Below are 14911 nucleotides of genomic sequence, written 5' to 3' on the forward strand. Positions count from 1 at the left end.
ATGCAACTTTAGTCGGGCAAAACAGTCTGCATACTGGTCGTAGATATATTTTCCAAATGAAATGGACAAAAAAAGCCTCGCAAATGCGAGGCTTTTTGTACATCTTAATTCTTGGCAGATTAAGCTTCGAATGGATGGCGAAGAATAATTGTTTCTTCACGGTCTGGACCAGTTGAAATGATGTCGATTGGACATTCAATCAATTGCTCAAGACGTTTTACGTAGTTAAGTGCAGCTTCTGGTAACTGATCAATTGATTTAGCACCAAAAGTAGACTCAGACCAGCCTGGCATAGTTTCATAAATTGGCTTTAAAGTTTCGAATGCAAGCGCATCAGAAGAACCTACACAACCAGAATCAGCAGCTTCGTAACCGACACAGATTTTCACTTCTTCTAAACCATCAAGAACGTCAAGTTTAGTCAAGCAGATACCAGAAAGTGAGTTTACTTCTACTGAACGGCGAAGAATTTCAGCATCGAACCAACCACAACGACGTTGACGGCCAGTAGACGCACCAAATTCTGAACCTACAGTACCCAAGTGTTTGCCAATTGCATCACCCACATCGTTCGCAGCATCGTAAACAAGCTCAGTTGGGAATGGACCAGCACCTACACGTGTTGTGTACGCTTTAGTGATACCCAATACATAGTCAAGGTGTAATGGACCAAGACCAGAACCAGAACTTACGCCACCAGCAGTCGTGTTTGAAGAAGTTACATACGGATATGTACCATGGTCAACGTCAAGAAGTGAACCTTGCGCGCCTTCAAACATGATGTTATCACCGTTTTTACGGTATTTATGAAGTTCACCTGTTACGTCCACAACTAATGGAGCAACAACTTCACGCCATTGGTCGCAAAGAGCAAGTACATCTTCAAGATTAACTGCTTCTACACCGTAGAATTGAGTTAATTGGAAGTTATGGTATTCAAGAAGCTCGGTAAGTTGAGCTTTAAGATGTTCACCACCACGTACCAGGTCAGCAACACGAATTGCACGACGTGCAACTTTATCTTCGTAAGCGGGACCAATACCACGGCCAGTTGTACCAATTTTTGCATTGCCACGTTTTTTCTCACGTGCTTGGTCAAGTGCAATGTGGTTTGGAAGGATTAACGGACAGTTTGGAGAAATACGTAAACGCTCACGTACTGGCACGCCTTCTTTTTCAAGAATATCCATCTCTTTAATAAGCGCTTCAGGTGAAAGAACCACGCCGTTACCAATTAAGCACAGTACATTTTCACGTAAAATACCAGATGGAATGAGGTGTAATACAGTTTTCTTACCACCAACCACAAGAGTATGGCCTGCGTTGTGTCCGCCTTGATAACGAACGACCGCTGCCGCTTGATCTGTGAGCAGGTCAACGATTTTACCTTTACCTTCGTCGCCCCATTGGGTACCGAGTACCACAACATTCTTGCCCATAATAGCCTCATTGCATCATGCTGTTAAAATTGAAAACTTGAATCAGTGACTCAATACTGATTCAGGTCATTAAATCTGTTCGACTTTCCATTCCCCTGCTACATTCACCAATTGGTGAGTCGCAAACGGAATTGAGTTTGAATCATCATTGCCTAATAACTGAATAACACTTAAGCCTTGTGCACGCAGAGCAGCAATTGCATCAAGTAATGCTTTGTCTGTCCCTTTCGGTGCAACCACTTTTTGAACTTGCTTGAACTGACCTGCACTGAGTGCATATAAGTCACAAGAGAAGCCTGTTGCAGGACGCGCACGCCCGAAATGTTCACCAATACCGTCATAACGACCGCCTTGAGCCAGGGGGGCTGCACGGTTTGGTGCATAGACGGCATACATTAAACCGGTGTGGTAGTAATATGAACGAAGCTCTACAACATCAATACCAATATGCAAGCCTGGCCAACGTGCCTGAATTTCAGACCGTGTGGTTTTTACTGCGTCAAATGCCTGTTTGAATGCCGGGTCTGCAATAATTTCAGCACTCAGGTTGGCTTCTAAAGCATCTAAATCACTGGAATAACGACCCAGTGCATAAAAATCTGCACCAAATTTCAATTCTTGTGTAAATTCAGCAAGTTCAGGCAATGCTTTACGTTGATAAAGATCCGAAAGCTGACTTTCTTCCGCCTTGCTTAAACCGGCGTGTTTAACCAGACTACGGAATAAACCGACATGACCTAAATCAAGATGGATGCCATCTACAAAACTTGCTGTTTTTAATAAGTTGAGCATCACGTCAATCATTTCGACGTCAGCATCAATACTGTCTGAACCAAAAAGTTCCGCACCCAGTTGCAGCGGTGCACGCGTGGTATTAAAACCTTGAGGTTTGGTGTGTAAAACCGTGCCAGCGTAGCAATAGCGCGCTACGCCTTCGACCGGATGTACATGCGCATCGATACGGGCCACTTGCGGTGTCATATCGGCACGCACACCAAGTAAACGACCAGAGAGCTGGTCGATGACTTTAAAAGTGGCCAAGTCTAAATCTTGATTCGATTCTGAGAGAGAAGAAAGAGATTCGATGTATTCGATAAATGGCGTGTACACCAGCTGATAACCTCGAGATGCGAGGAAATCCAATGCTTCACGGCGCAAAGCTTCAATTACTTGCGCTTGTTCTGGTAATACATCAGCTACACCATCAGGTAATAACCATGTCTCTGAAATGGGCATGTTGTAAACCTAAATACTTGTCAGCGCGGAAGTAATCCGCATAAAAAAATCGGGAGCACACCCGATTTCTCCTAGTCTAGCACGATCACTTTAGCTGTGCACATGACTTTTTGCAGATTTGTTCGTTTTTTACCAACTAATTTATGCCGTTTAAAAAACTGAATCAGCTGAATCATTCACGATTGATCAGCACTCTCGCAAATTCAACCATTGTAAAATAAAAAATACTGGAATCCGCTAAAACAGTAAACGCCAATCCAGGCTATTTGTACAAAGCCATTCTTCCAAAAAAACCAGTGACGAGTCAGGCCCTTTTATAGCAACGTTTCCAAAGCTGGTTTAGTCGCATATGCTGAAAGATCGCTCTACAGCTGTTTTAAGAATACTATAAGCTCACCTTAAAATTAGACTGAAGGTTTGTCTGTTGAGTGAACCGTTTTTGCCAGCAGTCCAACCAATTCAGCATTTTGCGATTCCACCTGGTTCAGTTTAGTCGTGGTTTTATCAATCACTTCTTGCTGAATATGCATTTTCTTCGCCAGGTCCTGCATAATTTCCAGCGTTTTTTTAAGGTTTTCTTCCAGATGAACCACTTTTTTTTCCAATTGTTGATTCAACTGAATTTCACTGAGTGCAGCGCCTTGGTTGGTAAATTGTGCCCAAATCAAAAAGATCACTGCTATGGCCAAAAGGAATATAAATCCCCATATAAATATCAACATAGGTATGCTGCTCATGTTATTGATTCCTGACTTAATTATTATCATGAATCGAGGTGATTAAATTAAAAAGACTTATAATTTTCGTATAACAATTAAAAAGTGACTGTAAAATTAACTCTGTCTAGCTAGAGAATATTTATTATAAGCATTTTTCTGGGTCGATTATCCACTGCTACTGTCCATAGAGCATTTCCTGGCAGTCTATCCATCCTACTGAAGACCATGCATTTACTCAAGATTTAACAGACTACCCGAACAATTTAATAATAATTGAGCTACAGATCACACTTAATAAACTAAGCCCTGCGAAATCCGATCCCTTTCGGAAATCGCATCATTCAATAGCTTATCTCCACCTCATCTTTTAAATAAGGTTCGCTATTTATGAGTAAAAGATTCACACAGGTCCAGCAAGCGATTTGCATAACCCCACTCATTATCATACCAGGCAAAAACTTTAGCCTGATGACCCACCACCATAGTTTGGCTCAAATCCACAATCAATGAATAAGGCGAATGGTTAAAGTCTGATGAAACCAGAGGTTCATCGGTAACATCCATAATTTCCACATAATCCTGACGTGCCGATTTGATCAGGATTTCATTAATTTTATGTGCTGTGACATGCGACTGCGCAACAAAAGTAAGGTCTATAGCAGCCACATTAATGGTCGGTACGCGTATGGAATAACCATCTATCCGCTCTGCCATTTTTGGCATCACCCGTTTTAAAGCCCCCAGAGCTGAAGATGTGGTCGGAATAATATTGTGTCCTGAAGCACGGGCACGGCGTAAATCACGGTGGGCATGATCCAGTACTGACTGATCTGCCGTAACTGCATGGATTTCTGTCATCAGTGCGGTATCAATGCCAAAAGCATCATCTATGATTTTAACTAAAGGAACCAAGGCTTGTGTGGTGCAGGATACACTGGAAATAATTTGGTCCGTAGCTTTGACTTCGTGATGGTTTACCCCATACACAATGGCGGCATCCACCGTGTCAAAGGGTGCAGCACCAATAATGACCCGCTTCGCCCCTGCAGTAACATGTCCTGTGGCTGCTGCACGTGAACGGAATAAACCGGTACATTCCAGCACCACATCAATATTTAACTTATTCCAAGGCAAGCTTTCAGGCTGTTGCTGACTAAAAACCTGTACTTTTAATTGCGCCAGACCTGCAGAAATATGCAAAAAAATCTGTTCATCCTGCAAAAGCACTTCGACCTTGCCTTTGAAGCGACCATGGGTGGTGTCATATTTAAACAAATGCACCAGTGTTTCTACATCTGCAACATCGTTAATCGCCACGATATCAAAATGAAAATCCTTAGGATTTTCAAACCAAGCCCGTAATACATTGCGACCAATTCGCCCGAAACCATTAATGGCTACTCGTTGCATCAGATATCCTTAACTCTTGGGTAGATGTAAACACCGCTCTATGTTAATGGATTTTAACCAGATACCGATACCATTTCTGCTGCTGTATTTATAAAATATCTCGCAACAAAGGGTTCAGCCTGCTGCTTTTAAGCTTATTTTGTCGCAAATTTTATTCAGACCAGATTGCCTTAAAATATTTACTTCACTTTTCACTTACTTTATATCTTATGCATAAAGCAGAATTTGGCTGATTAATTCAGTACATGAAACCTAATACCGCTTAAATAGAATTGTGATTAATTCGCCTTAAAGTGATTGGTGCATGCGGCTTTTTCCGTTATACTTTAGCGTTTTAAAATTTTAAGCCAGTATCTCAAGCCAGCTTTATAAAAGTAAGACTTGCTTGACGTGCTATTAGCCAAATACAAGATTTATGGAGTGACTTGGTTGTGAGTACTCGTTTTATGACATCAGCTGAAATTCGCGAAGCTTTTTTAAGCTATTTTGAATCGCAAGGGCATACACGTGTCGCGTCGAGTTCTCTGGTTCCTGCCAACGACCCAACATTATTGTTCACTAACGCTGGGATGAACCAGTTTAAAGACTGCTTCCTGGGTCTTGAAAAACGTGACTATGTTCGCGCAACATCTTCACAAAAATGTGTCCGTGCTGGTGGTAAACACAACGACTTGGACAACGTCGGTTATACTGCACGTCACCATACTTTTTTTGAGATGTTAGGTAACTTCTCTTTTGGTGATTATTTCAAACGTGATGCGATCAAATTTGCCTGGGATTTTTTGACTAATGAGCAATGGCTAGGCTTACCAAAAGACAAACTCTATGCCACTGTTTATCATACAGATGACGAAGCCTTCGACATCTGGAACAAAGAAATTGGCTTAGATGCATCTCGCATCATCCGTATTGGCGATAACAAAGGCGGTCAATACGCATCGGATAACTTCTGGGCAATGGGTGATACCGGTCCTTGTGGTCCTTGTTCTGAAATCTTCTTTGACCATGGCGACCACATCTGGGGTGGCTTACCAGGCACACCTGAAGAAGATGGCGACCGTTTCATCGAGATCTGGAACAACGTATTCATGCAGTTCAACCGTACTGCTGATGGCGTACTGCATCCTCTTCCAGCACCATCTGTAGATACAGGTATGGGCCTGGAACGTATTTCCGCAGTTTTACAACACGTCAACTCAAACTACGAAATTGACCTGTTCCAGCACTTGTTAAAAGCTGCGGCTGAAATTATTGGTTTAGACACGTCCGAACTTGAAGCCAAAGCCCAAGCTGAAGGTAAGCCAGTTGACTACCCTGCTTCCCTTAAAGTGGTGGCTGACCATGCACGTTCATGCTGCTTCCTGATAGCTGACGGTGTCAACCCTTCGAATGAAGGCCGTGGTTATGTACTGCGTCGTATTATCCGTCGTGCCGTTCGTCACGGTAACAAACTGGGCGCAACCGGTTCATTCTTCCATAAAATGCTCCAGCCATTAATCGAAGCAATGGGTGCTGCATATCCTGAACTTGCAGCCAACCAAGTACGTATCGAAGCACAACTTTTAAAAGAAGAAGAACAATTCGCTAAAACTTTAGAGCAAGGTCTGAAATTGCTTGAAGGTGAATTAGCTCAACTGAAAGGTTCAGTGATTCCAGGTGCAACAGTCTTCAAACTCTATGATACTTACGGCTTCCCGACTGACCTAACAGCTGACATCGCACGCGAACGCGACTTGACCATTGATGAAGCCGGCTTTGAAAAAGAGATGGCTGCACAACGTCAACGTGCGCGTGACGCAGGTAAATTCGCCATCGACTACAACAGCATTGTAAAAGTTGAAGGTGAAACCCTGTTTGAAGGCTATGAAGCCACTCAAGCTCAAGGTCAAATTATTGCGATCTATAAAGATGGCGAACAGGTTGATGAAGTTCATGAAGGCGATGAAGCTTTAATCGTATTGAACCAGACTCCTTTCTATGCGGAAAGCGGTGGTCAAATCGGTGATACAGGTATCTTCAAAAACGATACCGGTATCTTCGAAGTTCAAGACACGAAAAAATCTGGTGGTGCATTCGTTCACCAGGGTATTGTGACCATGGGTAGCTTGAAAGCCGCTCAATCTGTTGAAGCGATTGTTAAAGCAGACATCCGTGAAGCAACTTCACGCAACCACTCAGCAACTCACTTGTTACATGCTGCCCTTCGCCAAGTGTTGGGTTCACATGTACAGCAAAAAGGTTCATTGGTTGCATCTGACATTTTACGTTTTGACTTTGCCAATGACCAACCGGTTTCACTTGAACAACTACAGGAAGTTGAACGCATTGTAAACCGTGAAATCATTGCCAATACTGCCGTTTCTACTGAACTTCTTGACATTGAATCAGCAAAAGCCAAAGGTGCGATGATGCTGTTCGGTGAAAAATACGGTGAAGAAGTTCGCGTACTTTCCATGGGTTCAATCATTGAAGAGAAAAACTTCTCGATCGAACTGTGTGGTGGTATTCACGTCAAACGTACCGGTGATATCGGTCTGTTTAAAATCACTTCAGAAGGTGGTGTAGCAGCAGGTGTACGTCGTATCGAAGCAGTCACAGGTACCAAAGCGATTGAAGCTGCACAAAAAGCAGATCGTGACATTCATGCAATCAATGATGTTTTAAAAGCGCAAAAAGACCAAACTTTAGAAAAAGTGGAAGCTCTAGCGAATACCGCATCGAGTTTGCAAAAACAAATTGAGCAGTTGAACCAGAAATTGGCAAACTTCCAGGCAGCTGAACTTTTAAGCCAAGTTCAAACTGTTGCTGGTCGTCAAACATTGATTACTACTGTACAAAACATGGATGCGAAATCGCTTCGCAACCTGCACGACGGTGTAAAATCTAAATTAGATCATGCAGTGATTGTACTTGCTGCTGTAGAAGGTGATAAAGTCAGCCTTCTCGCTTCTGTAGCAAAAGACTTTACTGCTTCTATTAAAGCAGGTGACATCATCAAACACCTAGCAACCGAGCTCGGTGGTAAAGGTGGTGGTAAACCTGACTTGGCACAAGGTGGCGCGCCACTTAACGAGAAGTTTGCAACAGTGATGGCAGATTTGACTGCTTGGCTTGAAGCAAAATAAAACTTCACCTTTTGTGTAACTGACCCTGATCGGAAAATCAGGGTCATGGTTTATATGGAACAACTATGGCATTAATCGTTCAAAAATATGGCGGTACCTCTATGGGTACTCCCGAGCGCATTTTAAATGTTGCTCGTCGTGTAAAGCGCTGGCATGACCACGGCCACAAGGTTGTGGTTGTTGTATCAGCAATGAGTGGCGAAACCAATCGCTTGCTTGCTTTAGCGAAGGCCATTACCGAAACCCCTGATCCACGCGAATTAGACCAGATGGTGTCTACGGGTGAACAGGTTACGATTTCTATGTTAGCGATGGCGCTCAACTCGATTGGAGTAGAAGCAAAATCACTGACTGGCCGCCAGGTTGGCATTAAAACCGACAGCGCATTCAACAAAGCCCGCATTGAATCTATTGATACTGACGTATTAACTGAAAACCTGGATGCAGGCCGCGTACTTGTGGTTGCCGGTTTCCAGGGCTTTGATGAATTGGGCAATACAACAACTTTAGGTCGTGGGGGTTCAGATACCTCTGGCGTGGCACTTGCAGCTGCACTTAAAGCAGATGAATGCCAGATTTATACAGACGTAGATGGCGTTTATACCACTGACCCACGCGTTGCACCAAAAGCGAAAAAAGTTGATCGTATTTCTTTTGAAGAAATGCTGGAAATGGCATCACTTGGTTCGAAAGTCCTGCAAATCCGTTCAGTTGAATTTGCTGGCAAATACCAAGTGCCTTTACGCGTATTATCAAGCTTCGATAACGACGATGATGGCGCATTTGACGAAGACTTCAAAAACAACGTCGGAACTCTTATTACTACTGAATTGGAAGACAACATGGAACAGCCAATTATCTCTGGTATCGCGTTTAACCGTGACGAAGCAAAATTGACTATCTTGGGCGTACCTGACCTGCCTGGCATTGCGTCCAAAATTCTGGCGCCAATTGGTGCAGCGAATGTCGAAGTTGACATGATCATCCAGAATGTGGAAGAAGACGGTACCACTGACTTCACATTCACAGTCAACCGTGGTGAGTTCAATAAAGCAAAAGCAATTCTGGAACAAACTGCAAAAGAAATTGGTGCTCGTGAAGTTGCGACCCGTTCAGACATCGTGAAAGTATCAATCGTAGGTGTGGGTATGCGCTCTCATGCAGGCGTAGCAAGCAAAATGTTTACTGCTCTTGCAGAAGAAGGCATTAACATTTTGATGATCTCAACTTCGGAAATTAAAATTTCAGTCATCATTGAAGAAAATTATTTAGAGCTTGCCGTGCGCACGCTTCACACAGCTTTCGGTTTAGACCGTGAATCTGGCGAATCAAGCGCACGCGCTTAATATGTAGAGTAACAAATTTAGTCCTTGTTGAACAAAATTTGCGAAATACTACAAAAAGAACAGAGCCACTATAGTTTTTTTTATAGTGGCTCTGTTATATTTATAACTGAGGATTTTGAAAATATTAACAGAATTATTTTAGTCAAATTCTTGACAGATTGTTTTGATAATATTTCTATAATATTAAGGTTGTGTCTTTTTAAATTTTAAAATCAATTGCACGTTTAGCGTTTTGCAAGGAGATAAACATGCTGATTCTAACCCGACGTGTCGGTGAAACATTAATGATTGGGGATCAAGTCAGTGTAACTGTGCTTGGCGTAAAAGGTAATCAGGTTCGTATTGGCGTAAATGCTCCAAAAGAAGTATCTGTTCATCGTGAAGAAATCTACCAACGAATTCAACATGAACGCGCTATGCATGAACATCTGCAACACCTGGATCAGGATTATCAGCCTTCTTTTGAAGAAGATAATTTCCCACAAAATACCCAGAACGACTTTAACCGTTAAAGGTTGTTCTAATATAAAGCGGCTATATGGCCGCTTTAAATTTATCTGCTGCTTATTTTTGTCCCAGCAAGGCCAATGCATTTTTAACCGGTGCATAACTACGGCGATGTTGATCAATCACGCCATGCTCAGCAATCGCTTCAAAATGGGCTTTGGTTGGGTAACCTTTATGTTTGGCAAAGCCAAAATGTGGATATTGCCGATCCAGCACCACCATCTCCCGGTCACGGGTCACTTTTGCCAGAATACTGGCTGCTGAAATTTCTGCATGCAGCGCATCCCCGCCGACCACCGCATCACAGCTCATGGTTAAGCCTTGCGGAACTTTATTGCCATCAACCAGCACATGTTCCGGCTGAAGATGCAAAGCTTCTACAGCACGGCGCATAGCCAATAAAGAGGCTTGTAGAATATTGATCTGGTCTATTTCTTCATGGCTAGCTTCAGCAATGGCCCAAGCCAAGGCTTTCTCTTGTATTTCTACAAATAATTTTTCACGCTTTTTTTCGCTGAGTTTTTTAGAATCATTCAAGCCTTCAATCGGATTATTGGGATCTAAAATAACTGCTGCCGCTACCACCGAACCCACCAAGGGGCCACGCCCCGCTTCATCTACACCGGCAATTTTCATTAATACTGTACCTACAAAAAAAGAGGCCGAATCACATCAACCTCTTTAATTTTAACATGAATTAAAGTTCTATTAGTTCATGGCTTCAGCAACACAAGCATTAATGGTTTTAGTCACTGCATTTGAAACAATGGTATTACGTGCAGCCGGATCAATTGCAGCTGTCGCCAAATCAACTGCAGTTACATTTTGTGGTGCTTTTTCACTGACACAACCACAGATTTCAGTCTGAATATTTTGCTTTTGAGTTGCAGTCATTAACTTGGTTGCATTTTGCCATGCTGGAATAGTATTCAGCTCGGTGGTACATTTGGCATTAATTGCAATTTTAATTGCAGCCATACCGAGTTGTTGAGTTGCCGATTGAGTACCTGTTGCACCAGTTGTACCTGTAGTTGTGCCAGTTGATACACATGCAGTAAGCGCTAAAGTTAAAGGTGCAAGCACAGCGATTAATTTTTTCACAGTATTATCCTGAGTTATAAAATCTGTTGGGCATATTTTGCCGAAACTTTCCCAAGGAAGAAATCTATATTTCAGTTGAATTTTCCACATCCGGATAATCTGCTTAAAAAAACGGCATCCTTTTCAGTGTTGCAAGAAGCACACGCTTCGTTCCATATCCATCATTTTTAAATATAGGCTTTTTAATTAGCATACCCAGACTTGAAAATGACATATGGATACATGGGTATAACATGAAAAGTACCTCACAATACTATACGCGTACAGCACAAATGCTGCATTGGCTCATGGCTGCTATTTTTATTGCAGCATGGTGCATTGGTTTTTATAGCGGAAATTTTCTAAGTTATGAGGTCGATGGAGGCTTTAAAGGTCAAGTTATTACGCTACATAAGAACATCGCCACCACTATTATCTTTCTGGTCCTGATTCGTATATTTTGGCGCTATACCCACCCTGTTCCAACACTACCCGACAGTATGTCACCTTTGATGAAAGTTTTGGCACATCTGGGACATTTAGCTTTATATCTCATGTTACTGGCTTTACCGATTACCGGCTGCTTATTTAGCTGGAGTGCAGGACATCCGACACCTGTTTTGTATTTATTCGAAATTCCTCGTTTGGTCCAGGATAATCCCGACCTTTTAGCCATCGTAAAACCTGTACACATTTATTTGTCCTGGTTTACAGGCTTACTTGTCATTGGTCATATTGCCGCGGCATTAAAACATCATTTCATCGATAAAGATAACATCTTGCGCAGCATGACCCGACAAGCAAAATAATCAATTTTGTCGCCATAAAAAAGCCGCACTAGTGTGACACTGATGCGGCTTTTTTATAATTCAATTTATAGTGATAAGTTATTGCAGAGCGTCCTGAGCACAACCTTTAACACTGTTCACCACCGCTTGTTTAATCAGGCTATTTTTTGCAGATTCACTCATCGATGCCATAGCTAACTCTTTGGCCGAGATATCCTGCAAGGCATGTTCACCCACACAACCACAGATTTGTTTTTGTACGGTTAATTGCCGCTCTGAACTCATGAACAAAGCTGCGGATTGCCACACTTTTGAAGCATTCAATTCACTTTTACAGCCTTGTTCAATCACTGGTTTCAACATTTTCTGGGTTAAAGTAGAGTTTTTATCGGTCGCAAAAACTGATACAGAGCCAATCAATAAAACGACTGCAAATACCCAGCAAAAAAACTTTTTCACATTAGAACCTAATAGTTATTGAACAGATCAATATATCAATCTGCCCAATCCAAAAGCATTTTTCAAAGGAATGGATTACACCAAAGAATCAATCTGTTGTGACAATTTTTGCTTTTCAGCATCAGAGATAAATGAAGCTTCAAACGAATTTTTCGCCAATTGCTTTAGCTCATCATTTGACAGGTCTAAAGCTTTTGTAATTGCAATGAAATTATCATTCATATAACCACCAAAATAGGATGGATCATCTGAATTGACCGTCACATGTAGGCCATGTTGCAGTAAACGGCGGATATTATGCTGCGCCATATCATCAACCACACAGAGTTTTAAATTACTTAAAGGACACACGGTTAAAGGCATTTTATCTGCAATCAAACGCTGCATCAGTTTCGGATCTTCTTCAGAACGTACACCATGATCCACTCGGTTCACTTTAAGCAAATCCAAAGCTTCCCATACATATTCTGCCGGCCCCTCCTCGCCTGCATGTGCCACCACTAAAAAGCCTGCTTCACGCGCTTTGGCAAATACCCGTTCAAACTTAGATGGTGGATGCCCCACTTCGCTTGAATCCAGACCGACAGCAATGATTTGATCTTTAAACGGCATAGCCTGTTCTAAAGTTTCAAATGCCGCTTCTTCACTTAAATGACGCAAGAAACACATAATTAAATGCGAGCTAATGCCTAATTTGCTTTGCGCATCATCACAGGCACGTTTTAAACCCTTAATCACCGTTGCAAAAGTAATACCACGATCGGTATGGGTTTGCGGATCGAAGAACATTTCAGTATGCACAACTTTATCTGCAGCGCATTTTTCAAAATATGCCCAGGCCAGATCATAGAAGTCCTGTTCATGAATCAGGACATTGGCACCCGCATAATAGATGTCTAAAAATGACTGTAGATTATGGAAGTTATACGCCTGTTTTACTTCCTCAACAGATTTATACGGAATATCAATATGATTGCGTTGAGCAATCGCGAACATCAGCTCAGGCTCAAAAGTCCCTTCAATATGGACGTGTAACTCTGCCTTTGGCATGGCTTGAATAAGCTCAAGTTGATTCATATCTTATCCTTATAAAATTTTTCAAAAATAAAAAAGGGTGCAAACCAAGTTTACACCCTATTCTGAATGGGGTGAATTAGCCGCCAAATACAGCAAATTTCAATGCCCAAAGAGCCGCAACAATCCAGACCATATAAGGTACAGTTTTCGCTTGCCCAGTCAGCAGCTTGATTAATGCGTAGCTAATAAAGCCCATCGCAATACCGTCGGCAATTGAATAGGTAAATGGCATGCATACGATGGTTAAAAATGCAGGAACTGCTTCAGTGATATCATCCCATTCAATGTTGACGATCCCTTGAATCATTAGCACACCTACAAACAATAATGCAGGTGCAGTAGCAAAACCCGGAACCGATTGCGCCAAAGGAGCCAGGAATAAGCACAGTACAAACAACACGGCAACAACCACAGCGGTCAAACCTGTACGACCACCTGCAGCAACTCCCGCAGAAGATTCAATATAAGGGGTTGTAGATGAAGTACCCAATGCTGCACCCGCTACAATCGCAGTCGAGTCAGCAAAAAGTGCTTTTTTCAAGCGTGGTAATTTGCCATCTTTTAACAGGCCGGCACGATGTGAAACACCCACTAGCGTACCCGTCGAATCAAATAAATCCACCAGGAAAAATACAAAGATGACCCCAACCAGACTGGCCGTGAACAGGCCTTTAAAATCCATTTGCAGGAAGGTTGGAGCAATCGATGGAATGGCACCCACAACACCTTTAAATTCGTTCAGCCCCATTGCTGTAGCAATCGCGGTAATCACCAGGATACTGATAATAATGGCCCCACGGACTTTAAAGTGATGCATTACTACAATCATCAGGAAACCCAGCAAGGTCAGCAATACTGTCGGTTGTTTCAAGTCACCCAAGCCTACAAGGGTGGCCGGATTATCAACAATAATGCCTGAATTTTTTAATGCAATCAGTGCAAGGAACAAGCCAATGCCGCCGCCAATCGCAAATTTCAGCGACATAGGAATGGCATTGACAATCGCTTCACGGATTTTAAACATACTGATGGCAATAAACACCAGTCCCGAGACAAACACGGCAGCCAGTGCAGTTTGCCAAGGTATGCCCATGCCCATACACACCGAATAGGTAAAGTAGGCATTCAGCCCCATACCCGGTGCAAGCGCGATCGGATAATTTGCAACAAGCCCCATCACCAGACAGCCAATTGCAGCTGCAAGACAGGTTGCAACAAAAACAGCCCCATGATCCATCCCGGTTTCGGATAAAATCATTGGATTGACAATAATGATGTAACACATGGTTAAGAAAGTGGTTACACCTGCAAGAACTTCTGTGCGAAAACTGGTTTTGTTTTCACTGAGCTTAAATAAGCGTTCTAGCATATTCTCTGAAGATGGATTAGGAGTCGTCATGACTTTACCCCTGTAAGTAAACTTTATGCTATCAGCACGCTATAAAATTAATGATCCGTTTCTCAAATCACCATTAAGTTTATAGATGTCCAAGCAATCGATATGCCAATATTTTCATTAAAAACAAATATTTTCTACAATGTTTCGTAGACGACAAAACAACCGGATAACAAAAACCATAAACAAAAAAGCCGCATAACTTTTATGCAGCCTCCTGAGATAGAAAGTCAAACACTTACAATGTAAATATAAGAATTCAGATCTTGGTAAATTATAACACAATGCTTTTTATTGTTTCTAAAATTTATTTTTAATTAAATTTAAAT

The 14911-nt window shown here is 42.1% G+C and carries 13 protein-coding genes; 4 read left to right on the forward strand and 9 right to left on the reverse strand.

Annotated elements, in window-relative coordinates:
* Window positions 1-119: 119 nt before the first annotated feature.
* The 4 genes from B9T38_RS04185 to B9T38_RS04200 all read right to left on the reverse strand — a co-directional run bounded on the left by B9T38_RS04185 (window position 120) and on the right by B9T38_RS04200 (window position 4804).
* Window positions 120-1439 (reverse strand): adenylosuccinate synthase, encoded by a 1320-nt coding sequence (locus B9T38_RS04185; protein ID WP_086195597.1) that lies wholly within the window; start codon window positions 1437-1439, stop codon window positions 120-122.
* Between the two features lie 69 nt (window positions 1440-1508).
* Window positions 1509-2675: an ATP phosphoribosyltransferase regulatory subunit gene (locus tag B9T38_RS04190; protein WP_086195598.1), complete on the reverse strand. Its 1167-nt coding sequence runs from the start codon at window positions 2673-2675 to the stop codon at window positions 1509-1511.
* 404 nt (window positions 2676-3079) lie between these two features.
* Window positions 3080-3397: a hypothetical protein gene (locus B9T38_RS04195; protein WP_086195599.1), complete on the reverse strand. Its 318-nt coding sequence runs from the start codon at window positions 3395-3397 to the stop codon at window positions 3080-3082.
* Window positions 3398-3775: 378 nt separating this feature from the next.
* Window positions 3776-4804, reverse strand: coding sequence for a type I glyceraldehyde-3-phosphate dehydrogenase (locus B9T38_RS04200; RefSeq protein WP_086195600.1), 1029 nt, complete (start codon window positions 4802-4804; stop codon window positions 3776-3778).
* A 431-nt stretch (window positions 4805-5235) separates the two neighbouring features.
* On the opposite strand from B9T38_RS04200, the gene alaS reads away from it, so the two are divergent.
* The 3 genes from alaS to csrA all read left to right on the forward strand — a co-directional run bounded on the left by alaS (window position 5236) and on the right by csrA (window position 9787).
* Window positions 5236-7929, forward strand: coding sequence for an alanine--tRNA ligase (gene alaS / locus B9T38_RS04205; protein ID WP_171263167.1), 2694 nt, complete (start codon window positions 5236-5238; stop codon window positions 7927-7929).
* A gap of 65 nt (window positions 7930-7994) precedes the next feature.
* A complete protein-coding gene (locus tag B9T38_RS04210) occupies window positions 7995-9275 on the forward strand; it encodes an aspartate kinase (RefSeq protein WP_086195602.1) in 1281 nt (426 codons plus the stop codon).
* 248 nt (window positions 9276-9523) lie between these two features.
* Entirely contained in the window at window positions 9524-9787 is a 264-nt protein-coding gene (csrA, locus tag B9T38_RS04215) for a carbon storage regulator CsrA (protein ID WP_067723263.1), read from the forward strand.
* Between the two features lie 52 nt (window positions 9788-9839).
* Here the strand turns inward: csrA and rnhB are convergent, their stop codons facing one another.
* Both rnhB and B9T38_RS04225 read right to left on the reverse strand, forming a co-directional pair.
* Entirely contained in the window at window positions 9840-10418 is a 579-nt protein-coding gene (gene rnhB / locus B9T38_RS04220) for a ribonuclease HII (RefSeq protein WP_086195603.1), read from the reverse strand.
* A 72-nt stretch (window positions 10419-10490) separates the two neighbouring features.
* On the reverse strand, window positions 10491-10883 hold the full coding sequence (locus tag B9T38_RS04225) for a hypothetical protein (RefSeq protein WP_086195604.1): 393 nt from the start codon (window positions 10881-10883) through the stop codon (window positions 10491-10493).
* Window positions 10884-11116: 233 nt separating this feature from the next.
* Here B9T38_RS04225 and B9T38_RS04230 point away from each other — a divergent pair, with 233 nt between their 5' ends.
* Window positions 11117-11671, forward strand: a complete 555-nt coding sequence (locus tag B9T38_RS04230; RefSeq protein WP_086195605.1) for a cytochrome b — start codon at window positions 11117-11119, stop codon at window positions 11669-11671.
* Window positions 11672-11749: 78 nt separating this feature from the next.
* Here B9T38_RS04230 and B9T38_RS04235 read toward each other — a convergent pair whose 3' ends face one another.
* The 3 genes from B9T38_RS04235 to B9T38_RS04245 all read right to left on the reverse strand — a co-directional run bounded on the left by B9T38_RS04235 (window position 11750) and on the right by B9T38_RS04245 (window position 14585).
* Window positions 11750-12109, reverse strand: a complete 360-nt coding sequence (locus tag B9T38_RS04235) for a hypothetical protein (protein ID WP_086195606.1) — start codon at window positions 12107-12109, stop codon at window positions 11750-11752.
* 75 nt (window positions 12110-12184) lie between these two features.
* Window positions 12185-13186 (reverse strand): adenosine deaminase, encoded by a 1002-nt coding sequence (locus tag B9T38_RS04240; protein ID WP_086195607.1) that lies wholly within the window; start codon window positions 13184-13186, stop codon window positions 12185-12187.
* Window positions 13187-13262: 76 nt separating this feature from the next.
* Window positions 13263-14585 carry an NCS2 family permease gene (locus tag B9T38_RS04245; RefSeq protein ID WP_086195608.1) on the reverse strand — a complete coding sequence of 441 codons (1323 nt, stop codon included), beginning with the start codon at window positions 14583-14585 and terminating at the stop codon, window positions 13263-13265.
* Between the last annotated feature and the right edge of the window lie 326 nt (window positions 14586-14911).

It is taken from the genome of Acinetobacter sp. ANC 4218, assembly GCF_002135245.1.
GTDB lineage: Bacteria > Pseudomonadota > Gammaproteobacteria > Pseudomonadales > Moraxellaceae > Acinetobacter.

What these genes read in the sequence shown, in the direction of transcription:
- B9T38_RS04240 (WP_086195607.1), bottom strand. Translation starts at nt 13,186, where the DNA reads ATGAATCAACTTGAGCTTATTCAAGCCATGCCAAAGGCAGAGTTACAC.
- B9T38_RS04190 (WP_086195598.1), bottom strand. Translation starts at nt 2,675, where the DNA reads ATGCCCATTTCAGAGACATGGTTATTACCTGATGGTGTAGCTGATGTA.
- B9T38_RS04185 (WP_086195597.1), bottom strand. Translation starts at nt 1,439, where the DNA reads ATGGGCAAGAATGTTGTGGTACTCGGTACCCAATGGGGCGACGAAGGT.
- B9T38_RS04230 (WP_086195605.1), top strand. Translation starts at nt 11,117, where the DNA reads ATGAAAAGTACCTCACAATACTATACGCGTACAGCACAAATGCTGCAT.
- csrA (WP_067723263.1), top strand. Translation starts at nt 9,524, where the DNA reads ATGCTGATTCTAACCCGACGTGTCGGTGAAACATTAATGATTGGGGAT.
- B9T38_RS04210 (WP_086195602.1), top strand. Translation starts at nt 7,995, where the DNA reads ATGGCATTAATCGTTCAAAAATATGGCGGTACCTCTATGGGTACTCCC.
- B9T38_RS04200 (WP_086195600.1), bottom strand. Translation starts at nt 4,804, where the DNA reads ATGCAACGAGTAGCCATTAATGGTTTCGGGCGAATTGGTCGCAATGTA.
- rnhB (WP_086195603.1), bottom strand. Translation starts at nt 10,418, where the DNA reads ATGAAAATTGCCGGTGTAGATGAAGCGGGGCGTGGCCCCTTGGTGGGT.
- B9T38_RS04195 (WP_086195599.1), bottom strand. Translation starts at nt 3,397, where the DNA reads ATGTTGATATTTATATGGGGATTTATATTCCTTTTGGCCATAGCAGTG.
- B9T38_RS04245 (WP_086195608.1), bottom strand. Translation starts at nt 14,585, where the DNA reads ATGACGACTCCTAATCCATCTTCAGAGAATATGCTAGAACGCTTATTT.